Origin of the sequence: Flavobacterium soyae, from assembly GCF_021245985.1 — a bacterium.
In the GTDB taxonomy this organism is placed as follows: Bacteria; Bacteroidota; Bacteroidia; order Flavobacteriales; family Flavobacteriaceae; genus Flavobacterium; species Flavobacterium soyae.
Map to the genome: position 1 here is coordinate 1 of NZ_JAJQXA010000010.1, position 23130 is coordinate 23130.

The following is a 23130-nucleotide window of genomic DNA, read 5'->3' on the forward strand; positions in this document are numbered from 1 at the left end:
AGGAGTATGACATCAATACTTCTGCCGTTTATCAAGCCTCTTTTACTGGGGTTCCTAACAATGGAGATATTACTTTTACACCGACAGCCGCTAAATGGAATTTAATTGGAAACCCATATCCGTCAGCCATTGATGCCGATAAACTAATAAATGATACAGGTGTCGGTGCTTTATATTTCTGGACACATAATTCGCCTCCAAACGGGAGTGTGGCTGGAGATGCAAAATACAATTATACTGTAGCTGATTATGCTGTTTACACCTTAACGGGAAGTGTTGCAACAACAAGCGGTGCAGCAGCCCCGACAGGAAGCATTGCAGCGGGGCAGGGATTTTTCTTTAAAGCCAGTACGGGAAGCAATATTGTTTTTACAAACGATATGAGAATTGCAGGTGATAACACCCAGTTCTTTAAAACTTCAGAAACAGCCGGTGAAGCAAACCGTTTATGGCTGAACTTTACTAATGCCGAAGGCGCTTTTAAACAGGCATTAATTGGTTATATAAACGGGGCAACAAACAGCTGGGATCAAAATTATGATGCGGCAACCCTTAACGGAAATACTTATGTAGATTTCTACAGTATCGGCGATGCAAAAAAATTAACGGTTCAGGGACGTGCACTTCCTTTTGAAGACACTGATTTAATCCCCCTTGGCTATAAAACAGCCGTTGCCGGAGAATTTACCATTTCTATAGACCATACTGACGGCCTGCTGAACAATCAGGCGGTTTATCTTGAAGATAAAACAACGGGGACTGTTTATGACCTAAAAGCCGGAAACTATAAATTTACTACCGAAATAGGAACTTTTACAGACCGTTTCACGCTTCGTTATACTAATAAAACATTAGGAACAGGGGATTTTGAAAATGTAAAAGACGGACTTTTGGTTTCTGTAAAAGATAAAACAATCAAAGTAACATCTTCTAAAGAAAATATTAAAGAAGTAAACATATTTGATATTACCGGCAGACTTTTATACAGTAAAAATAAAGTAGGAACAGCAGAATTGTCAATCCCAAATCTGCAGGCTGCTGATCAGGTTTTGCTGGTAAAAACAACTCTTGAAAACAAAGCCGAGGCAACCAGAAAGATTATCTTTAAATAGAAAAAAAATCCTCCAATAAAAAAATCCATTCCGTTTTGCGGAATGGATTTTTTGTTTTAATTAAAAATCACTAAAAGTGGGTATTGTATTATTTTGTAAAGTTTTTTAATTTCGGTTAATTCTTACAAATTATATTAACCGACTATTTACGATTTTGATAAAATATATACTGTTCCTTATTTTTTTGCCTTTCACAAACATCCTTATTGCTCAGCAAGGAAAAGTAGATAATACTTTTAACACAATTGACGACGGTTCAAAAGGAGATGGATTTAATGCGACTGTCCGAACTCTCTTTTTACAATCAGATAATAACCTGATTGTTGGAGGTGAATATACAAGTCTGCACGGAATTCCTTCTTCATACTTAACCCGTTTAAAACCTGACGGAACAATAGATGAAAGTTTTGATACTGGAGCTGGTTTTAATGGCAAAGTTTATTCTTCTAATGTTCAGCCCGATGGTAAAATACTTGCAGTAGGAAACTTTACAGCTTATAACGGAAGGAGTGCGGGCGGACTTGTTCGTCTTAACGGCGACGGTTCATATGATTCATCTTTTAGTACAGTCGTTGCTGCTAGTTCAGGAGCAGGAATTGTTCATGATATAGATTTGCAGTCCGATGGGAAAATTATAATTGTTGGCACTTTTACAAAATATGGTAATACGGCAGTAAACAGAATTGCACGAATGCTGTCAAACGGCTTACTAGACACTTCATTTAAAATAGGCATAGGATCTGCTTTACAGATTTCAAAAGTTCAGGTTTTGCCTAATGATAAAATTTTAGCTGTAGGCAATTTTACATCTTTTAATGAAGTAGCTTCTAATCGAATTATCAGGTTAAATTCGGATGGAAGTGTCGATAGGGATTTTAATATAGGGACTGGTTTTGATGGTAATGTAAATGCTATTGAAGTCCAGCCCGATGGCAAGATACTTTTAGGAGGAAGTTTTACATCATACAATGAAATTACTGCCAATAGAATAGTGCGTCTCAATCAGGACGGTACACGCGATTTTAGTTTTCTTGGATCTGGTTTTAACAACGGTGCAGTTGAAGTTATTAAAATAGATAATGCTGGCAATATTATGGCTGGCGGATCTTTTACCAGCCGATATGATGGCGTAAATGTTAACCGGGTTATTTTCTTAAACTCAGACGGAACTGTAAAACCTGATTTTGATATGGGTGCGGGACCTGCATCTACAGTTTGGACTCTTGCTAACGACTCAGAAGGATCATGGTTTATTGGAGGATCATTTTCTGTTTTTGATGGACAAAATCAGGGAAGATTGGCAAAAGTTAATTTTGAAGGAGAACCTGATACCAGTTATTTGGCATCCGGGATTGGTTTCGATAATTCTGTTTTAAAAATGATTCCATTAGAGAATCAAAAGACTGTAGTACTTGGAAACTTTACCAAATTTAATAATAATCCGGCTTTTAGAATTGCAAGACTGTTAGAAGACGGAGCTTTTGACCCCGATTTTAACAAGGGGCAGACCGGGGCAAATAATTTAATAAAAACAGCTGTTGTTCAATCAGACGATAAAATTATTTTGGGTGGAAATTTTACCAAGTATAATGACCAGTCTTGTAATAGAATTATTCGAATTTTTCCAGACGGATCAATAGATAATACATTTAATATTGGTTCAGGATTCAATTATCAAATTTATGCCATGGCATTACAATCTGATAATAAAATTATTATAGCAGGAAATTTTACACGCTATAACAATGATCTCTCAAAAATTAGAATTGTAAGGTTACTGCCCGATGGTTCAAATGATCCAGCTTTTAATACAGGTCTTGGTGCAGATGCCATAATAGAGGATATTCTTATTCAGCCAGACGGAAAAATTTTGGCAGGAGGAAGATTTACAACTTTTAACGGTCAGCCATTCTCGCGTTTGGTTCGATTAAATACAGATGGAAGTATCGACACTAGTTTCAATATTGGAGCCGGGTTTGATAAAAATGTTTACTCGCTGGCATTACAATCAGACGGGAAAATAATTGTTGGCGGTTCCTTTTTAATATATAATGGAAGCTCACAAAAACGTATTCTTCGTTTAAATTCGAACGGAAGTTTAGATACTAATTTTGATTCAGGGATTGGTTTTAACAAAGGAGATGTTCGTGCAATTTTAGTACAGCCGGATGATCGTATTTTAGTTGGCGGAACCTTTTCAGGAACATATAAAAATTATACTTCCCCGAGATTAATAAGATTACAAAAAACAGGAGATCTTGATAATACTTTTAATGCTTCGGTTAATAATAAAGTTTTTGCATTAAATATTACATCCGATTTCAGACTTTTAATTGGAGGAAATTTTAATTCTGTTTCAGGATTTTCCAAACATAGAATTTGTCGGTTAAAACTTTGTCTCGAATCAACAGTTTGGGACGGTAGTTCGTGGTCAAACGGTTATCCGTCCGGAGGAAAGGAAATACTTTTTAAAGAAGATTTTTTAAATTTAAATTCTTCCAATGTTTGCAGCTGCAGTATTGAAAAAGGAAAAACTGTAACACTTTTAAACAGCAATGCTTTAGGAATTGAATTTGCATATTCAGGATTGGGAACATTAGTTTTAGAAGATTCAGCCAGTTTGTATCAATCTGATGATGATATGATAAATTCTGGAATTATCCAGATGAAAAGAAAAACAAATCCAGTTGTAAAGTTTGATTATACATTTTGGTCTTCGCCGGTTGATAATCAAAAACTACTTGATCTTTCACCTCACACATTATCAGATAAATACTTGTCATATAATTCTACATTGCCGGGCTGGAAAATTGAAGAACCTTCAGGTTATATGTCATTAGGAAAAGGATATTCGATAAGGTCTCCCCAGGAATTTTCTCAGTTTGAACGATCAATATATGAAGGGGTTTTTATTGGTGTTCCAAATAATGGAAAAGTTGAAGTTGATTTACAAGAAAACAATAGGTTTTATTTAATTGGAAACCCGTATCCATCAGCCATAGATGCGGATGATTTTTTGAGTAAAAATGAATTTAAAACCAAAGGAGCGCTTTACTTCTGGACACATAATACACCAATAACAAATTTAGAATACACATCAGATGACTACGCCGTTTATAATTTAGTTGGCGGTGTTGGTACAAAAGCGATTTCTAATGGCATTAACGAAACAATTCCCAATGGTAAAATAGCTTCTGGACAAGGGTTTTTTGTTAAAAGTAATCAGTTAGGTTTTTTGGAATTCAATAATAGTATGCGGATTTCCGGAACAAACAATAAGTTTTTTAAATCTGTAAAAAGAGAAGCAGAAACTAAAAAAGAAGTAATTAAACATAGATTATGGCTGAATCTTAAAAATGATAATGGTGCATTTAAACAGATTTTAATTGGATATCTTCCTGGTGCTACAAATTCTTATGATCTAAATTATGACGCTGAAACCTTAAACGGGAATCAATTTGTCGATTTTTATAGTATTAACGAAAACAAAAAATTAACCATTCAGGGAAGGGCATTGCCTTTTCAGGAATCAGATGAAATTAATTTAGGGTTTAAAACAGTAATTTCCGGAAAGTTTACCATTCAAATAGATCACGCAGATGGCGGCTTAAGTCATCAGCCAGTTTATTTAGAAGATAAATTCCTGAATAGCACTTTAGATCTAACTCAAAAAGATTATACGTTCAATACTGAAATAGGGTTGTTTACGGATAGGTTTGTACTTCACTTTATGGATGAAAAACTAAATATTGCCGATTTTGAGAAAACTGAAAAGGAATTATTTGTATCTGTAAAGAATAAAATTATCAATATAAAATCAGCCAAAGGAAATCTAAAAAGTGTTTCTCTTTATGATATCTATGGAAGGTTACTTTTCGAAAATAAAAAAATAGATAATGCAGAATTCGAAATATCGAATTTGGTATGCAGTCATCAGGTTTTATTAGTCAGGGTAATTTTTGAAGATAAATCCCGGCAGACACAAAAGATTATATTCTAAATTCTATATAAACTTCTTATATACTGGGTGTTGGAGCGATTTTTTTTAACTCCTTATGTTCAAAATAATGGATTGTAATACGGGACTTTATCACTATAATTGGCATTTCCTTTAACAGTTATTTTCATAATTTATTCAATTGTGAAATAAAAAGTGTTAAAATCTTAATTTTTAACTTAAATCACTTGTTTGAGTTGTAAATAAAATCGTACCTTGTTGTGGTAATCGTTCGACAAATGATACCTAAAAGCCGTTGATAAGCATTTTGTATTTCTTTCTACACAAAATGCGGTCATAATTTTCTATCTGCCACACAATGCTGCTTACTTAAATACCACGAAAACTAACAGCTATTACTATTTTTTTGTGTGATTTTCAGATTTGTTTCTGAGATTCATGTTATTTTTTGAGGTATTTAGAATTAACTAAACAGATTTTATCTGAGTTTCAGTCTTTTTCTTTTAATTAAAAAATAGTGCAATGGAAAAAAAATTACCAATCTTTCTAGTTTTACCGAAATTTTTAATTTGTTGTTTTTCTTTGTTAGATAATTATTTTAAGAATAATTCATTAAAAAAGACAAAACTCTCCCTTTTATTTTCATTTGTTTGTTTTTCTTTATGGGCCCAGCCGCCGCATACACTTACCTCTAACGGTACAGTAGTTGTGCCGGCAGGTATAACTGTTATGGATGTACAAGCTTGGGGCGGAGGAGGTGCCGGAGGCGGAGCAAGCGGTTCAGGATTATTTGAAGGACGAAGCGGAGGCGGAGGCGGAGGCGGCGCTTATGCAAGAAGCAATATTAATGTAACGGCCAGTAATACTTTAAGTGTAGTGGTTGCAGGACAAACAGCAGGTACGGCTGCAAATGGTGCTGCAGGCGGGCATTCGACTATTACAGGTTTTGAAGCCGTTATTTATGCAGCCGGTGGAGCTGGAGGTAATGGTAATACTGCTGGTGGTGTACCGGCTGGCGGTTCAGGCGGACTAGCTTCAAATTCTGTAGGTACGACAACAGCTTCTGGAGGGAACGGAGATTCTGGTGGACATGTTTTAGCTGCACTTTTGCTTACATCAGGAAAAGGAGGCGATGGAGCATCGCCTGGAGGAGGTGCTGGAGGACCATCGGTACCAAGTTTAGTTTTAGGCACAGCAGTAGGAAATAATGGAACTTCACCAGGAGGAGGAGGAAGTGGTTCAATGTGTTCTGCTCTGGCTGGCCCTCAAAATGGCGGAGCTGGTGCAAATGGTCAGGTTATTATAACTTATACCTGCCCAACGTATGGAATCGGCAGTATTGCAGCTGCAGATGCTTGTACTTCAGTAGAAACCTCTTCTGTAACATTAACATCCAGTGCAGCTTTATTGCCTACAGGAACATATACAGTAACTTATAATCGAAGCAGCCCATCAGCTGTGGCATTAACCGCAGTAATGACTGTAACCACAGCAGGAACGGGTGTTTTTATTGCAACAGGTTTTACAACACCCGGACCAAGTACAATAACGGTTACTAGTTTAAGTTCTGGTGTATGTAATACTAATATTGCAGCGTCAAATTCTGTAGTAATAACAGTTTCTTCGCCATCGGTAGGAGGAACTGTTACAGGAGGAACAACAATTTGCGCCGGTGCAACAAGTGCAGCTTTATCTTTAGCAGGACAAACGGGTACAGTTCAAAAATGGCAGTATTCCGTAAATCCATTTTCAACTTGGAACGATATTACTAATACAACAAATACATATACTTCCGGATCGCTTACTGAGACAACTCAGTTTAGGGCTGTTGTGCAAAATGGAGTTTGTACAGTTGCAAATTCTGCTGCTGCAACGGTAACGGTAAATCCATTGCCGTCGCCAACATTTACAGCACAGCCTGCAGCTTCTGTTTGTGTGAGTACAGATGTTACTTATACAACACAAAGCGGACAATCAGATTATATTTGGAATGTTCCGGGAGTTCTTAATACTGATTATATTATTACTTCAGGCGGAATATCTACAGCTAGTAACTCGGTAACATTACAATGGCTGACAATAGGAAACAAAACTGTAACTGTAGATTATTCCTCAATAGGATGCGCATCAAATACGAGTGCGAGCAATACTACAACGGTAACCAAAACAGAACGAGGTGCAGTACATGGAGGAATTCACATTTGCAGCGGAGATCCAAGTCCGTTATTAACATTAACCAATTATACCGGAACAATTGTAAGATGGGAATATGCCGAAGCTATACCCTATGTATGGCAGTCTTTCGCTAATACTTCAGATACTTATCAGCCAGGTGTATTAACAACTAGTACAAGCTACAGGGCTGTGGTCAAAAACGGAACTTGCCCGGAAGAATTTGCAATAGAAACAAGAATTGATATTGAGCCAAAACCATCTACTCCGGTATTTGCAGTTATTACGCAGCCAACTTGTGTTACCCCAACCGGAAGTGTACATTTGAGTGGCTTACTAGCATCACCAAATTGGACAATTACACAAAATGGAACAGTTTTTCAAACCTATACTTCATCAGGAACTAGTTACACTATAACAAATTTGGCTCCCGGAAATTATACTTTTACGATACATGATATAAATATTTGTCCCTCTATACCAACTATTAATCTTGAGATAAAAGCCCCGGTTACAAATATTTGGAATGGTACAAACTGGTCAACCGGAAGTCCGCCGATTGCTACAGATGCTGTTCGATTTTCAGGCGATTATACTACAACCAGTGATTTGAGCGGCTGTTCTTGTGTTGTTGATGCAAGTGCCAATGTTACAGTAAATTCTAATCATACATTAATGATTACCAATTCAGTTAACAATAACGGAGGGTTATTGACTTTTGAAAATAATGCCAGCTTAATGCAGGTTAACAATGTCGTAAATACAGGAAACATTATATATAAACGAAATACTACAGCAGTTAGGCGATATGATTTTACCTATTGGTCTTCACCAATTGTGCGTACACCGGCGTATACACTGCATGATTTATCGCCAAATACACTCGCTGATAAGTACTATAGCTTTAACCCGGTTACAGGCTGGATAATTAATTACAACGGAACCTCAGAAATGGTTCCTGGTCAAGGTTACATTGTAAGGGCGCCACAAAATTTCGATATTAATTCTCCTTCCATTTATAATTCATTTTTAGAAGGAGTTCCTAATAATGGCACAATTACCGTTCCTTTAGCTGCAGTAGAGAAATTCCATTTGCTGGGCAATCCATATCCTTCAGCAATATATGCAGATCAATTTATCTTCGATAATTCGGTAAACTTATATGGTACCCTATATTTTTGGACACATAACTCCTTACCAAGCAATGTTGTTTTGGGAGACGCTCAGTATAATTATAGCAGTAATGATTATGCAATTTATAATTTAACAGGAAGTATAACCGTTGGAAGCATGGCTGGTCAGGGAGCTGGTTCACCCGGAAATCAAAACGCTCCTTTAGGATACATCGCAGCAGGTCAGGCTTTTTTCGTAAAATCAAAAACTGCTTTAAATGCTGTTTTTACTAATTCTATGAGAGTTCCCGGAAATAATAGTCAGTTTTTTAAAACAGCAGACAGCAATAAAGAAACGATTGAAAGACACAGAGTTTGGCTTAATTTGACAAATACACAAGGAGCTTTTAAACAATTGCTGATAGGATATGTAGAAGGGGCGACCAATACCTGGGATAATAATTACGATGGAGTTACCATAGATGGTAATATTTATTTAGATTTTTACAGCATTAATGAAGGAAGAAAATTAACGGTTCAAGGGCGTGCCCTGCCTTTTATAGATTCTGACATTGTTCCTTTAGGCTACAAATCTAACATTGAAGGAGAATTTTCCATTGCGATTGATCATTCAGATGGTGATTTAACAAATCATGCCATTTATTTAGAAGACAAATTGACAAACAAGACACACAACCTGCAAACAAGTGCTTACACTTTCAGTACATCAACAGGAACTTTTCTGGATCGTTTTGTTTTGAAGTATGCTTCAGCAGATTTAGGAGTTGATGATTTTGAAAATCAGGGAAAGAATCTTTTTGTTTCGGTTAAGAATAAAAACATTAAGGTAAATTCAACAAATGATTTTATAAAAGAAGTTACAATTTTTGATGTTTCAGGAAAATTGATTTACAACAATAAAAAGATTGGAAATACCGAATTACAGATTCCAAATCTTCAGTCAGCAAACCAGGTTTTGATTGTAAAAGTGGCTTTGGAAAACGGAAATACGGCAGCCAGAAAAATTACTTTTCATTAAATTTATAAACCGAAATAAAAAACGGCTGCAAAATTAATCCTGCAGCCGTTTTTTATTAAGCACTCTTTCTAAGGTTTTCATGGGTATTTTGAATTGCTTTTTCATTTTTATAATCAATCCATTTCTGCCCTTTAAACTTTCGCATCATAATATCAAAATAGCGCATAATAAAAACATTATATGCAGCTTTTGATAAATTAGTAATGTTTTTAGGAAAAGATCGTAAACTCATTGAAAAACCAGGTGTCAAATATTTCATATAATGCCAATAACCTTCGGGCATATACAACATTTCTCCGTGTTTAAGATTAGTGATATATCCTTCAGCATTTTTAAGCGCCGGAAATTTTTCATAATCAGGATTATCAAAATCAATGTCTTCTCTCGAAATTAAAGCATGCGGAACCTTGTACATATATTTTGACTGGTCTGGTGCAAAAAGCATACATTGTTTTTCTCCATGAAAGTGAAAATGCAGAATGTTCGAGTAATCAATGTCGTAATGCATAAATACCCTGGCATTTTCGCCGCCAAAAAACAGCATTGGTAACTGCTTAACGAGTTTTAACCCAATATCCGGCCATAAAAAATCATTTTTCAACCGTGGTACTTCTTTCATTAAATTATAGAGAAAAATACGGTAATTGGTAGGTTTTGATTCTAAAAGGTGGATATAATCGCTCATTTTCATTGTCATATGAGCCTCATTAAAACCTTCTTCGTGGTTTACTGGCCGATCATCGTATAAGGGAACCGTAATATTACCCGCAATATCATTAATATAAGATAATTTCCATTTTTGATAAGCTGGCCAGTCTTCAGTTAGTTCTTCAATAACAACTGGAATTTGTTTTTTTACATATTGGGAAATAAAATCTTCCTTAGAGATTTTTTTTACCCTTTGGATTTGTTTTAACTTCATTTTATAAATAAAAAAATTGCTTATAACTCTGTGTCATAAGCAATTTAAAAATATTTATCGAGATTTTTTAACTCTTTTACTTAAATTTTTGATTTGATCGAAGCCTCAATATTTCTTTCAATTGTATGTCCGGGTCTGGACCATCTCGGTTTTTCTCCTAAAGAATTAAATTGAGAATCGGCAGCTTCTACTGTTTTTGGCTGCGAAACTTTTATAAAAGGTTTTTGAGGAACTAACCCTAACATTTCAAACATCTTCATGTCTTCATTAACATCAGGGTTTGGGGTAGTCAATAATTTATCTCCGGCAAAAATTGAATTTGCTCCTGCAAAAAAGCACATTGCCTGACCTTCACGAGTCATGTTGGATCTTCCTGCAGATAAACGAACCTGGGTTTCCGGCATTACAATTCTTGTTGTAGCAACCATACGAATCATTTCCCAGATTTCAACCGGTTTTTCTTCTTCCATCGGAGTTCCTTCAACGGCAACTAAAGCATTAATTGGAACAGATTCCGGCTGCGGATTTAAAGTAGAAAGTGCGACAAGCATTCCGGCTCTGTCTTCAATACTTTCTCCCATTCCAATAATTCCACCGCTGCAGACCGTAACATTTGTTTTACGAACATTTTCGATAGTTTGTAAACGGTCTTCAAAACCACGGGTAGAAATTACATCTTTATAATATTCTTCAGAAGTATCTAAATTATGGTTGTAGGCATATAAACCTGCTTCTGCCAAACGCTGTGCCTGATTTTCTGTAAGCATACCTAAAGTACAGCAAACTTCCATATCAAGTTTATTGATAGTACGAACCATCTCTAAAACCTGATCAAATTCTTCGCCGTCTTTTACATTTCTCCAGGCAGCTCCCATACAAACGCGGGAAGATCCGCTGGATTTAGCTCTTAAGGCCTGGGCTTTTACATGGCTCACCGTCATCAGGTCATTTCCTTCAACTCCCGTATTATACCTTGCAGCTTGTGGGCAATAACCACAATCTTCAGGGCATCCGCCTGTTTTTATTGATAATAAAGTAGAAACCTGAACTACGTTTGGATCGTGTTTTTGTCTGTGAATTGTTGCAGCTTCATAAAGCAAATCCATCAAAGGTTTGTTATATATTGCGATGATTTCGTCTTTTGTCCAGTTGTGTTTTGTAATGCTCATGGATACAATGTTTTTGAAGCTTCAAATGTAATTAAATTTTCTAACGAACAATAGCGGTTGTTGCAATTGAATATTTGATAAGTTTTTCAAAAAAGAAGCGCTCAAAAATCATATAAATGTAGGTTTTTATGATTTTTGAGCGCTTAAATGGTTGTTTTTATTTTGAATAATTAATCGGCAGCATATTTATTGTTCCAATACAGCATCATCATTAAAGTGACAATTACCGATGAAGCAAGCCCTTCGAAAAGGAGACAAATACAATAAGTTGGCACAGAGGGATTGCCTCCAAACATAAATGTTTCAGATAATGTTTGTACATAAGCGTCACCGCCTCGGGCATAACTGTAGATCAATAATCCAAGAATACTTAACGCCACGCCAACTACAGAAGTTGTTAATGCAGAAACTGCATTTGATACAAAACTCGTTTCTCCTTCATGAAGATTCATCACCATCGTTCTGTTTACGCCATAAAATAAGAAAAATACATTAAGGGTACGCAGGTAAAACAAATCTGCTAAACCTAATACATTCATCAATAAAAAATAAATGCCTATTCCGAGGAATATCAAAAAACCGTTTGTTATTTCTTTAGGTAGTTTCATAGTGGTTATTTTTTAAGAAGTTAATAAGTATATGTTTGATAAACAGAGTTATATATCAAATTTACTAAAAAAATAACTATGATGATTTAAAATTGGTAAAATGTTATAGATCAAGAAATAGCGTTTTGGAAAAATGTTTTTCTTGAAATGTGTGAAGTCCTTACAGGACATTAATGCAGGGGTAATATGTTTACTGCCGATTATTTAACTCCTAATGGAGTATATGTAGTATATCTTGTAGAGATTTTATATCGGTAGAATATTATTTTAGGTATTTTATTTTGTCCCATAGGGACTATATATTTTTAATTACTGAAGCTTACTTACAAAAGTTAAAGCAGCTTGTTTATCCTGATTTAATTGAGCTTTCAGCAAATCTACAGAACCAAACTTTTGTTCTTCACGAAGATATCGTAATAATGAAACCTCAATTTTTTTGCCGTAAATGTCAGTATCAAAGTCAAAAAGATTTACTTCAATAGTTTGTTTTTGGCCATTTACAGTTGGATTAAAACCGATATTCATCATTCCGAAAATTTCCAAATTATCGATCAGGGTTTTCACAACATAAACACCATTTTTTGGGATTAACTTGTATTCCTCGTCAATTTGAATATTTGCCGTTGGAAAACCAATTGTTCTTCCTAATTGTTTTCCTTTTACAATTTCGCCGCTCAAAAAATAGTCATAGCCCAGATATTCGTTGGCCAGTTCCATATTTCCTTCGTTCAAAGCCTTTCTAATTTTAGTAGAACTAACAGAAACATCTTGTATTTCTTCGGCAGAAATCTGTTCAACCTCAAAACCATATTCAGCCCCAAAGGCAATTAAATTATCAATGTTGGCAGTCCTGTTTCTTCCAAATCGATGATCATGCCCAATAATTATTTTTTGAATATGAAATTGATTAACCAAAATGCTATGAACAAATTCTTCGGCAGTTAATCTTGAAAAACTTTCGTTAAACGGATGAATAACTAAATTTTCAATTCCAGTTGCTTCTAAAAGTTTTGTTTTTTCAGCAATCGTATTGAGAAGTTTTATTTCTGATTTTTCTTGTAAAACCATTCTCGGATGTGGAAAAAATGTAAGTACTAAACTTTCGTATTTCCCATTTTCGGTGTTTTGAGTAATTCTTTCCAGAATTTTTTTATGACCAATATGTACGCCGTCAAAAGTACCAAGAGTTAAAATCGTTTTCTTGGTTGAATGAAAATCGCTTATAGAATGAAAGAGCTTCAAAACAAATTATTTAAGATGCTGCAAATTTATACTATCTATTTTAAATTTTGTACTAAGCTTAATTGATTTTTTAGGAATATTATACTTCTTTTGTCGAAAAAAATCCTGATTCGTCGACTAAAAAACGTTAAATGTCGTTTAGATATAAGAATTTAATTTAATTCGACTAAATTTGATTTTATAAAATATCACTAAGCATGAAGAAACATTTACTTTATTTTCTGATTATCTTTTCGTTTGCAAAAATTCATGCCCAAAGTGATGAGCTGTGGCAAAAAGTTAATTCGGTTTCAGTCTCTGGAAAAAAAGCGTCAATATCAGATTCTGAAAAACTGTATTATAAATTAAATACAGAATTCTTAACGGCAAAACTTGCCAAAACAACCGAAAAATCTTCGTTAAGTACGAATGTCGAAATTACAATTCCTAATGCAAAAGGGGTTTTAGAAAAATTTCAGGTTTGGGAATCTTCTAATTTTGATCCGGAATTACAGGCAAAATACCCGGAAATTAGAGCTTACGAAGGAAGCGGTTTAGACGACAAGTCGGCAAAAATACATTTTAGTCTCTCTCCAAGAGGTATTCAAACAATGCTTTTTAGAGCAGATAAAGCTACTGAGTTTATAGAGCAAAACCCAGATAATAAAGAAGAATATGTTTTATTTTCTTCTAAAGATGCAGCTTCAAAACTAAAGTTAGTATGTAAGACTATAGATGCTGTTGTAAATAATAAAGAAGGAAAGACTGCAAAAACAGCATCAAATACAAAAGTTTTTAAAACGCTTCGTTTAGCATTGTCCTGTACAGGAGAATATACAGCCTATTTTGGAGGGACAAAAGCGTTAGCGCTAGCAGGAATGAATGCTACACTAACAAGAGTGAATGGCGTTTTGAATAAAGATTTGGCATTGAAACTGGTTTTAATTGCGAACAATGATGCTGTAATTTATACAGATGCCTCAACAGATCCTTATTCTAATGCTTCTGCCGGTGCTGATGGAGCATGGAACCAAGAAGTTCAAACAACGTTGACAGATGTTATAGGCAATAATAATTATGATATCGGACATTTATTTGGAGCTTCTGGAGGAGGAGGTAATGCCGGTTGTATAGGCTGTATTTGTTCAAATCCAACAACAGATGATCCTTTAGCAAAAGGAAGCGCTTTTACTTCTCCTTCAGACGGAAGGCCAGAAGGTGATACGTTTGATATTGATTTTGTGATACATGAGTTTGGACATCAATTGGGTGCAAATCATACTTTTTCGTATGACTCAGGTGAAAGAACATCTGTGAATGTTGAGCCGGGAAGCGGTTCTACAATAATGGGTTATGCCGGGGTTACAGGTGATTACGATATACAAAATAATTCTGACGACTATTTTGCTTATGCTAGTATTTGGCAGATTCAGAATACACTTGCTGGAAAAAGCTGTCCGGTTAGCACGAGTTTAACAAATAACCCGCCTGTAATTAATGCAGGAATTGATTATACGATTCCAATTAGTACACCATTTATTTTAAAAGGAACCGGCTCAGATCCCGAGGGAGATGTTGTTACTTATACCTGGGAAGAATATGATAATGCTGTTACAACATCTGGAGCAAATAGTATTGCATATCCAACGAAACCAGATGGGCCTTTATTTAGATCATTTGCTCCAACAAGTTCTGCGGTTCGTTATATGCCAAGTTTTGATTCTGTGCTGCAAAATAAATTAACAACAACCTGGGAATCTGTTTCATCTATAGCAAGAACATTAAATTTTACTTTAACAGGCAGGGATAATGCGGCATTAGGTACAGCCCAGACAAATACAGATGCAATGGTTGTTAATGTGGTTTCGACAGCAGGACCTTTTGCCATAACGTCGCATAGTACTGATGATGTGAGCTGGCAGCAAGGTTCAAGCCAGACTATTACCTGGAGCGTTAATAATACCAATAATCTACAGGGTTCTTCGTTAGTAAATATCAAACTTTCTACAGATGGAGGATTAACATTTCCAACAACTTTAGCAGCTAATACTCAAAATGATGGCTCAGAAGTTATCGTTCTGCCTGCCAGTGTTCCTTCATCTACAAATTGCAGACTTCTTATTGAGCCAACTGAAAATATCTATTATGCCTTAAACAGTAAAGCATTTGCCATTGGGTATACATCATCGACAAGCTGTAACACATATAGTTTTGGAAATGCTTTTAGTATTCCATATTCAACAAGTTATACAGCAAAAACAGTGAGTGTGCCAGCTTCAACAGGAACAATCTCAGATGTAAATGTTTCGGTGAATGTTACTCACGAACGATTATCAGATCTCGAAATTCAAATCATAAACCCACAAGGAACAACTGTACGTTTGTTTAATAAATCATGTCCAAGTTTAAACTCAACTTTAATTTTTAATTTTGATGATTCTGGAAATGCATTAGACTGCAGTAAAACAACAGAACAAATAGTTATTCCGGTTGACGAATTACGCGCATTTAATGATCAGGCTCAAGAAGGAACATGGACATTTAGAGTTCGTGACGCTGTTTCAGGAATGTTTGGAACAATAAATTCGGCATCAGTAAATATCTGTACTAAAACTTTTACTTTAGGTACAGACGATTTCGAAAGCATAGATTTTGCGCTTTATCCTAATCCAAATACAGGAAGTTTCACAATTCAATTTGCAAGTGAATCAAATAATGTTCAGGTTTTTGTACACGATATTTTAGGGAAAAGTGTTTACAAGAAAACCTTTGAAGTATCGGGAGATTTTAATCAAAACATTCAGCTTCCAAATGTTTCAGCAGGAATTTATTTAGTAACCGTTATCGATGGAAACAGAAGAACAGTTAAGAAAATAATTGTAAACTAAAGTTTTAAAAATCAATATTTTAATTTAAATCTCAATATTTTAAATTCCAAATTCCAAATTCCAAGTTTTAATTGGAATTTGGAATTTCATTCTAAGAGTTCGCCATCGCCATACAGACAATACTGATTTTTGCTCCGGGAATTTTTAATAATGCTCTGGAACAAACTTCAAGTGTTGCTCCGGTCGTAAGTACATCATCAACAATTAAAAAATGTTTGTTATGGTTTTCTTCGGTTGAAATTACATCGAAGATATTTTCGATATTTTCAGATCTTCCTAAGAGGTTCTTTTTTGATTGTGTTTTAGAATATTTCTTTCGATATAAAACCGAACTATTATAGGGAATTTTCAAACCTTCGGCTAAAGCTTTCCCAAAAGTGGCAACCTGATTATAGCCGCGTTCCTTAAATTTTCGCGGATGTAAAGGAACCGGAATTACCATATCAAAATTCGTTTTGAGTTTTAGTTCCTTTAAATCCTCCGCATACCAATTTCCTAAAACAACCCCAATTTCCTCATGGCCTTTATATTTCAGGTTATGAATGAGTTCCTGAACAATTCCTTTTTTGTTAAAATAAACAAAGGCAGAAACATGCTCAACTTCAATTTTGCCATAGAACTTTTTAACGGCATCGTTATTTGAATCTAAATGATATTGAGTAAGAGGCAGTTCATGACGACAATTCGTGCATAAAACAGTTTCGTTTGTCATTAAAACCGCACGGCATCCTGAGCAAACTTTAGGGAAAAACAGGTCAATTAAAAAATTAAACACAAATAGAAAGAATTTAGTTACAAAACTAACCAAATTTAAACTTCAATCTTTTTTATTTTTCTTTTTTTTATAAGTACTTTTTATATTTTTGCATTACTATGGCAAAACAAGAAGATATATTTAAGAATGTGGTTTCGCACGCAAAAGAGTACGGATTTATTTTTCCGTCAAGCGAAGTTTACGATGGATTGAGTGCAGTATATGATTATGCACAAAATGGCGTCGAATTAAAAAAGAATATCCGTGAATATTGGTGGAAATCAATGGTTCAGATGAATGAAAATATTGTAGGCCTTGACGCTGCAATATTAATGCATCCAACAACCTGGAAAGCTTCAGGCCACGTTGATGCCTTCAACGATCCGTTAATTGATAATAAAGATTCTAAAAAAAGATATAGAGCTGACGTTTTAGTTGAAGATTTTGCTGAAAAAATTCACCAAAAAGCACAAAAAGAAATCGACAAAGCAAAAGCTCGTTTTGGTGATGCATTCAACGAACAGGAATTTGTAACTACAAATGCCAGAGTAGTTGAATATTTAGCAAAAGAAAGAGAAATTAGAGAGCGTTTAGGACGTTCTTTAGGGAATGGAGATCTTGAAGATGTAAAAGCTTTAATCGAAGAGCTTGAAATTGCTGATCCTGAAACAGGTTCTAGAAACTGGACAGATGTTAAGCAGTTCAACTTAATGTTCGGAACTAAACTTGGTGCTTCTGCAGAGTCTGCAATGGATTTGTATTTACGTCCTGAAACAGCGCAGGGTATTTTCGTAAACTTTTTAAACGTTCAGAAATCAGGCCGTATGAAAGTTCCTTTTGGAATTGCTCAAACAGGTAAAGCTTTTAGAAATGAAATTGTTGCAAGACAATTTATTTTCCGTATGCGTGAATTTGAACAAATGGAAATGCAGTTTTTTGTACGTCCGGGAGAAGAAATGCAATGGTACGAACATTGGAAACAAACGCGTTTAAACTGGCATTTATCTTTAGGACTAGGAAAAGAGAATTACCGTTTTCATGATCACGAAAAATTAGCGCATTACGCAAATGCGGCGGCAGATATCGAATTTAATTTCCCTTTTGGTTTTAAAGAATTAGAAGGAATTCACTCTCGTACGGATTTTGACTTAAAAGCGCACGAACAATATTCAGGAAGAAAACTGCAATATTTTGATCCTGAACTAAACGAAAATTACGTGCCATACGTAGTAGAAACGTCTGTAGGTCTTGATCGTATGTTTTTAGCAGTTTTTGCAACATCGTTGCAGGAAGAAACTTTAGAAGACGGATCTGAAAGAACAGTGCTAAAATTGCCAGCAGTTTTAGCTCCAACAAAAGCAGCGGTATTGCCTTTAGTTAAAAAAGATGGTTTACCGGAAATTTCTAAAAAAATCATCGAAGATTTAAAATGGGATTTCAATGTGGCGTATGATGAGAAAGATGCAGTAGGACGTCGTTACAGAAGACAAGATGCATTAGGAACACCATTTTGTATTACAGTAGATCATCAAACTCTTGAAGACGAAACAGTAACAATTCGCCATAGAGATACAATGAAACAAGATCGCGTTAAGATATCTGAATTAAGAGGTATTATTGAAAACGAAGTTTCGATGAAAAACTGGCTGATGAAAATGTAATTTTTTAATTAACGTTATATAAATATCCCAAATTCCTGTGTGGAGTTTGGGATTTTTTTAATTTTAAACCATGCATTTCGGCGACTATTTTAGCATTTCATCCTTATGTATTAACATAATTGGTTAATGTATTAACAATAAAATGTTTAGATAATTGAAATGCTTAATTTTAATTGGGCATTTTCTATACTTAAAATATTTTTTAAAGAACATTGATGAAACGCTATTGGGAAGTTAAGAAAAATCAATAAAAATTAGAGTTGAAGAAGTATTCGTATATTATTGTTGACAATGACGCTGAAAGTGTTTTGAGAACCAGAATCGTTGCAGAAGGTTTTTCAGAATTAACTTTTATAGCTTCAGCTACGAATTACCATCAGGGACTTAATTTGGTTTTAGAACACCGTCCTTCATTTGTTTTTTTAGAAATTGATCCCGAAGATTCATCAAGTCAGTTATCACTTTCATTTATTGGCGAATTGTATCGGTATTTATCAATTATCCCAAAAATCATTGTAACCACAACCAGAAAAGATTTGGCTTTTGAAGCCATTCAATACAACGTTTTTGATTACATCTTAAAACCTTTAACTCACATAGATTTACTAAAAACACTTTTAAAGTTTGAAAAAAACCTTTTAGAGCCAAAAGAGATGCGATCTATAGAAACAAAACCTGAAATTAGTACTAACAATGAAATTCTTGTTTTAAAGGAAGAAAACATTCCTGCAGCAATTCCAGGTCAAAACATAAATCTGCAGGCACAGGAACCGCTTGTAATCTGTATTAAATCATATGGCGACCATCGTTATATAAATGCAGATGATATTTGTTATTTTCAAGCCGATAATAATTCGACAGATATCTATTTGAATTCAGGCGATATGATAACTGCTTTCAAAACATTGAAGCATTTTGAGCAGGTTTTAAGCTATCCGTTTATTCGAATTCACAACAGTTATATTATTAATCGCAGCTACATTGCAAGAATTCATAACGGAAATTCAGTTTGTTACATAAAAAATTCCACGAAAAAGATTCCTTTTTCAAAAACCTATAAATCAAACGTTGATTTAATTATCACTGATTTTTCTGCAGGAAATTATTTAGAGGTCTAGTAATTAGGTAATTACATAAATTTGATACCCATTGACTATCAATTGGGTATGTTTTACCACGAAGCTATTTTTTTGTATAGATTTTTTTTGATTATGGTGGTAGTTTTACACACAGATTCGCTGACAAAGGAATCAAAAGCCCCAAATAAAAAATCAAATTAAACACATTAAGTTATGAAAAAGACAGCTTTAACATTCGGATTATTTTCATTAGTAGTAGCAGCAACTTCATTTGCAAATCCAACAACTCCAAGTATTGTTTCAAATGAAGAATTGAGTATCGTCCTGCCAATTGACGGAGGTGCGACAGGGGGACAGAAGAAGCATGATTTTCAAAGAGTAAATGATCAATCACTAAACGGAAATAAGCAATTAGATTTTGCAAGCGTTAATCAATCTATCGGTACAGATAAAAAAGTGGATTAACTACATTTTGAATAAACATTTAGGCTGTCAATTTTTTGGCAGCCTTTTTTTGTGTCTATAGTTTTAGTATTTTTGATGAAACACAAAAATCGCAATTGAAAAAAAATTGTAAAATACTATTACTTCTTGTTTTTGTTTTTATGGCTTGTACCAAGAAAGCAGAATTAGACGAAAATACAATTTCTTCAATAGATAGCCTTTCTACATATCTTTCATTAGCAAACGAGAATAATCTGCCTTTAAGCATCAAACAGAGTTATAATCAAAAAGCATTAAGCATAATCTTAAACCAGAAAGATGATTCGCTTAATAAAGTAAACCTGTTTAAAGTTGCTAATCGTTACTATAATATGAGCGATTGGAAAGATTATTTAAAAACCACCAAACTAATTTTAGAGAGAACCCAAAAGTCTAAAGATTCATTGCATATGGCGAAAGCCTATACCTATCTGGGAGATTATTATGCTTCGCAATCTATTTCAGACAGCGCCTTTATGCATTATTATAAAGCAGAAAAACTTTATCTAAAATTAGATGACCAATACAATCTGGCCAAAACGTTTTTAAATAAAGCAAGTCTGCAGTATAACGAAGGCGATTTTTTTGAAAGTGAAATTGCTGTTTTTAAAGCCTTAAGCAGCTTAAAAAAGCAGCAAAAAGTAAATGATCTTTATTATGAAAGTTATAATCTATTAGGAATATTATACAATGAAAGAGAGGAATATACAAAAGCCTTAGAGTTTCAAAATAAAGCTTTAAAGGCTTTAGAAGATAAATCTATACCCTTAATATTTCAGTATAAAGCTGCTTCATTAAATAATGTAGGCTTTATATATATGAAAATGGGGAATTATAAACAAGCAAAAGTTTTTTTTGAAAGAGGTTTAGAACAAGATAAACTATTTGAAGACAGAGCAAGCCTGTATGCAATTTTGCTGGATAATCTGGGTTATTCTAAATTTAAATTAAGAGAATCAGATAACTTACCTGATTTGTTTTATGAATCTTTGAAAATTAGGGACAGTCTAAGCCTTTCGTCAGGAGTAGTTTCAAGTAAAATACATTTGTCTGAGTATTTTGCTTTTAAAAAGGATACTTTTAGAGCATTGCAGTTTTCAAAACAAGCCTTAGCATTGTCTCGTACAAGCAGTAAATTAATTAACACACTAGAAGCACTTAAACAAACAGCTATTGTTGATCCTAAAAATGCGTCGAAATATTCTAAAGAATACATTCAGCTTAATGATAAAATGCTGAAAGCAGAACGAAAAATGGGAGAAAAATTTTCTCGTATAGAATATGAGACCAATGAAATAAAAGATCAAAATTCAAGTTTACAAGAAAAGAATAAAACATTGATATATGTTTTTAGTATTTGTACTTTGCTGGGCTTATTTTTTTATGTTTACAAAACACAGCAGGCTAAAAACAGGGAATTACTTTTTAAACAACAGCAGCAAATTGCAAATGAAGATGTTTATAATTTAATGATTTCGCAGCAAAATGAAATTGAGTTAACCCGAATTAAAGAAAAGAAAAAAGTAGCCCAGGAATTACACGACGGCGTTTTAGGACGAATGTTTGGTATTCGGATCAGTCTTGATAGTCTGGATAAAATGGATGAAGAGCAAGCCGCAGCAAAACGAAAAAAATATTTGGCAGAACTAAAACATATCGAAGAAGATATCAGGGAAATTTCGCATGACCTCAATAGGGAAAAATCTGAATTAATAAATAACTTTGTTGTAATTTTAAAAAAACTATTTGAAAATCAGAGAAATACATATCCTTCAAAATTGATAACATCTTTTGATTCGCATATAAAATGGGAGCTTGTAAACAATATGGTCAAAATAAATTTGTACCGAATTGTTCAGGAAGCACTTCAAAATTGTAATAAATATGCAAAGGCAGATACGATTAAGGTTGAATTTAAAAGCGAAATTGATCATCTGGTATTGTCAATTATGGATAACGGAATTGGGTTTAATACCAAACGCACCAAAAAAGGTATTGGATTGCATAATATTGAATATAGAGCGGCAGAATGCAAAGGCATCGCTGTTATAAAATCTGCTAAAGGAGAAGGAACACTTCTGATTGTGAAAGTTCCAATTGATCAAAAAATAAACCTACAGACAAATGACACTTAATTTCAAAGCCCCAAATTCGGAATTAATTCAGCCAAACATCTTAATTGTTGATGATCACCCTTTTATTATCGAAGGGTATAAAAATGCAATAACCCGGTATAATCCAAAAGAATATGATTTTGTAATTGCACAGGCACACGATTGCAAATCGGCTTATGACTTGTTAGAAGACGAAAATACGCCGCAGTTTGAAATCGCTTTTTTAGACATCAGTATGCCGGCTTATGAAGAAAAAAATCTTTTTTCCGGCGAAGATCTGGCAAAATTAATCTTGAAGAAAATGCCGTACTGCAAGATTGTTTTATTGACAATGTATACAGAACTGCTCAAGATCAAAACCATTATAAGAACAATTAACCCAAACGGATTAATTATTAAAAACGATCTGACTTTTGATGAATTGCTTTTTGCATTTGATAAAGTAATGAAAAGTGAAAAATATTACAGTCAGTCTGTAGTTAAAATGCTCAATCAATCCCCTCATAATTCAATAGAAATTGATGAGTTTGATAAACAGATTTTATTTCACTTATCTAAAGGAACAGAAGTTCAGGAAATGCCGCAATACATTCCTATTTCCTTAATCGAAATTGAAAAACGAAGAACCAGCCTGAAAGAATTACTTAAAATACGATCCGGCTCTGATGACGATTTAGTAAAAGAAGCAAAATGCAAAGGACTCTTTTAGAATTTTAGATTTTAGAGTGCAGATTTTAGATTTAAGAAATCATATTGATTATAAAAAATATCCTAATAGGTTTAAGCCTTTTAGGATATTATAAATTAGTATGAATCTGAGCTAAATACTGTGACTGAA

The 23130-nt window shown here is 34.2% G+C and carries 14 protein-coding genes; 9 read left to right on the forward strand and 5 right to left on the reverse strand.

From position 1 onward, the window contains the following. The 3 genes from LUU93_RS13625 to LUU93_RS13635 all read left to right on the forward strand — a co-directional run. Window positions 1-1112 (forward strand): RemA C-terminal-like gliding motility protein (locus LUU93_RS13625; RefSeq protein ID WP_232681688.1); only part of this gene is annotated, 1112 nt, incomplete at its 5' end. A 184-nt stretch (window positions 1113-1296) separates the two neighbouring features. After that, window positions 1297-5112, forward strand: coding sequence for a RemA C-terminal-like gliding motility protein (locus LUU93_RS13630; protein ID WP_232681689.1), 3816 nt, complete (start codon window positions 1297-1299; stop codon window positions 5110-5112). A 480-nt stretch (window positions 5113-5592) separates the two neighbouring features. Further along, window positions 5593-9393 (forward strand): RemA C-terminal-like gliding motility protein, encoded by a 3801-nt coding sequence (locus LUU93_RS13635; protein ID WP_232681690.1) that lies wholly within the window; start codon window positions 5593-5595, stop codon window positions 9391-9393. A gap of 55 nt (window positions 9394-9448) precedes the next feature. On the opposite strand, the gene LUU93_RS13640 is transcribed toward LUU93_RS13635, so the two are convergent. The 4 genes from LUU93_RS13640 to LUU93_RS13655 all read right to left on the reverse strand — a co-directional run bounded on the left by LUU93_RS13640 (window position 9449) and on the right by LUU93_RS13655 (window position 13334). Further along, the gene (locus LUU93_RS13640) at window positions 9449-10315 is read right to left on the reverse strand and encodes a cupin-like domain-containing protein (protein ID WP_232681691.1); all 867 of its coding nucleotides are present in this window, start codon (window positions 10313-10315) and stop codon (window positions 9449-9451) included. An 80-nt stretch (window positions 10316-10395) separates the two neighbouring features. After that, complete coding sequence (gene bioB, locus LUU93_RS13645) at window positions 10396-11484, reverse strand: biotin synthase BioB (RefSeq protein ID WP_232681692.1); 1089 nt, start codon at window positions 11482-11484, stop codon at window positions 10396-10398. Between the two features lie 170 nt (window positions 11485-11654). Further along, complete coding sequence (locus LUU93_RS13650; RefSeq protein ID WP_232681693.1) at window positions 11655-12092, reverse strand: hypothetical protein; 438 nt, start codon at window positions 12090-12092, stop codon at window positions 11655-11657. 309 nt (window positions 12093-12401) lie between these two features. After that, window positions 12402-13334: a bifunctional riboflavin kinase/FAD synthetase gene (locus LUU93_RS13655; protein WP_232681694.1), complete on the reverse strand. Its 933-nt coding sequence runs from the start codon at window positions 13332-13334 to the stop codon at window positions 12402-12404. Between the two features lie 197 nt (window positions 13335-13531). Between LUU93_RS13655 and LUU93_RS13660 the strand changes: the two genes are divergently transcribed. Further along, the gene (locus LUU93_RS13660; protein WP_232681695.1) at window positions 13532-16201 is read left to right on the forward strand and encodes a zinc-dependent metalloprotease; all 2670 of its coding nucleotides are present in this window, start codon (window positions 13532-13534) and stop codon (window positions 16199-16201) included. A gap of 91 nt (window positions 16202-16292) precedes the next feature. Here LUU93_RS13660 and LUU93_RS13665 read toward each other — a convergent pair whose 3' ends face one another. Further along, window positions 16293-16913: a ComF family protein gene (locus LUU93_RS13665; protein ID WP_255669487.1), complete on the reverse strand. Its 621-nt coding sequence runs from the start codon at window positions 16911-16913 to the stop codon at window positions 16293-16295. Window positions 16914-17074: 161 nt separating this feature from the next. On the opposite strand from LUU93_RS13665, the gene LUU93_RS13670 reads away from it, so the two are divergent. From LUU93_RS13670 to LUU93_RS13690, 5 genes are all read left to right on the forward strand, one after another. After that, window positions 17075-18616, forward strand: a complete 1542-nt coding sequence (locus LUU93_RS13670; RefSeq protein ID WP_232681697.1) for a glycine--tRNA ligase — start codon at window positions 17075-17077, stop codon at window positions 18614-18616. Between the two features lie 260 nt (window positions 18617-18876). Beyond that, window positions 18877-19734: a LytR/AlgR family response regulator transcription factor gene (locus LUU93_RS13675; protein WP_232681698.1), complete on the forward strand. Its 858-nt coding sequence runs from the start codon at window positions 18877-18879 to the stop codon at window positions 19732-19734. 174 nt (window positions 19735-19908) lie between these two features. After that, window positions 19909-20160 carry a hypothetical protein gene (locus tag LUU93_RS13680; protein ID WP_232681699.1) on the forward strand — a complete coding sequence of 84 codons (252 nt, stop codon included), beginning with the start codon at window positions 19909-19911 and terminating at the stop codon, window positions 20158-20160. 95 nt (window positions 20161-20255) lie between these two features. Next, window positions 20256-22313, forward strand: a complete 2058-nt coding sequence (locus LUU93_RS13685; RefSeq protein ID WP_311202632.1) for a tetratricopeptide repeat-containing sensor histidine kinase — start codon at window positions 20256-20258, stop codon at window positions 22311-22313. Then, window positions 22303-23001, forward strand: a complete 699-nt coding sequence (locus tag LUU93_RS13690) for a response regulator (RefSeq protein WP_232681700.1) — start codon at window positions 22303-22305, stop codon at window positions 22999-23001. Before LUU93_RS13685 ends, LUU93_RS13690 begins: the two co-directional genes overlap by 11 nt. The last annotated feature ends 129 nt before the right edge of the window (window positions 23002-23130 follow it).

Coding starts and splice junctions, on each gene's coding strand:
- LUU93_RS13640 (WP_232681691.1), bottom strand. CDS start 10,315: ATGAAGTTAAAACAAATCCAAAGGGTAAAAAAAATCTCTAAGGAAGAT.
- LUU93_RS13665 (WP_255669487.1), bottom strand. CDS start 16,913: ATGACAAACGAAACTGTTTTATGCACGAATTGTCGTCATGAACTGCCT.
- LUU93_RS13690 (WP_232681700.1), top strand. CDS start 22,303: ATGACACTTAATTTCAAAGCCCCAAATTCGGAATTAATTCAGCCAAAC.
- bioB (WP_232681692.1), bottom strand. CDS start 11,484: ATGAGCATTACAAAACACAACTGGACAAAAGACGAAATCATCGCAATA.
- LUU93_RS13680 (WP_232681699.1), top strand. CDS start 19,909: ATGAAAAAGACAGCTTTAACATTCGGATTATTTTCATTAGTAGTAGCA.
- LUU93_RS13650 (WP_232681693.1), bottom strand. CDS start 12,092: ATGAAACTACCTAAAGAAATAACAAACGGTTTTTTGATATTCCTCGGA.
- LUU93_RS13635 (WP_232681690.1), top strand. CDS start 5,593: ATGGAAAAAAAATTACCAATCTTTCTAGTTTTACCGAAATTTTTAATT.
- LUU93_RS13660 (WP_232681695.1), top strand. CDS start 13,532: ATGAAGAAACATTTACTTTATTTTCTGATTATCTTTTCGTTTGCAAAA.
- LUU93_RS13670 (WP_232681697.1), top strand. CDS start 17,075: ATGGCAAAACAAGAAGATATATTTAAGAATGTGGTTTCGCACGCAAAA.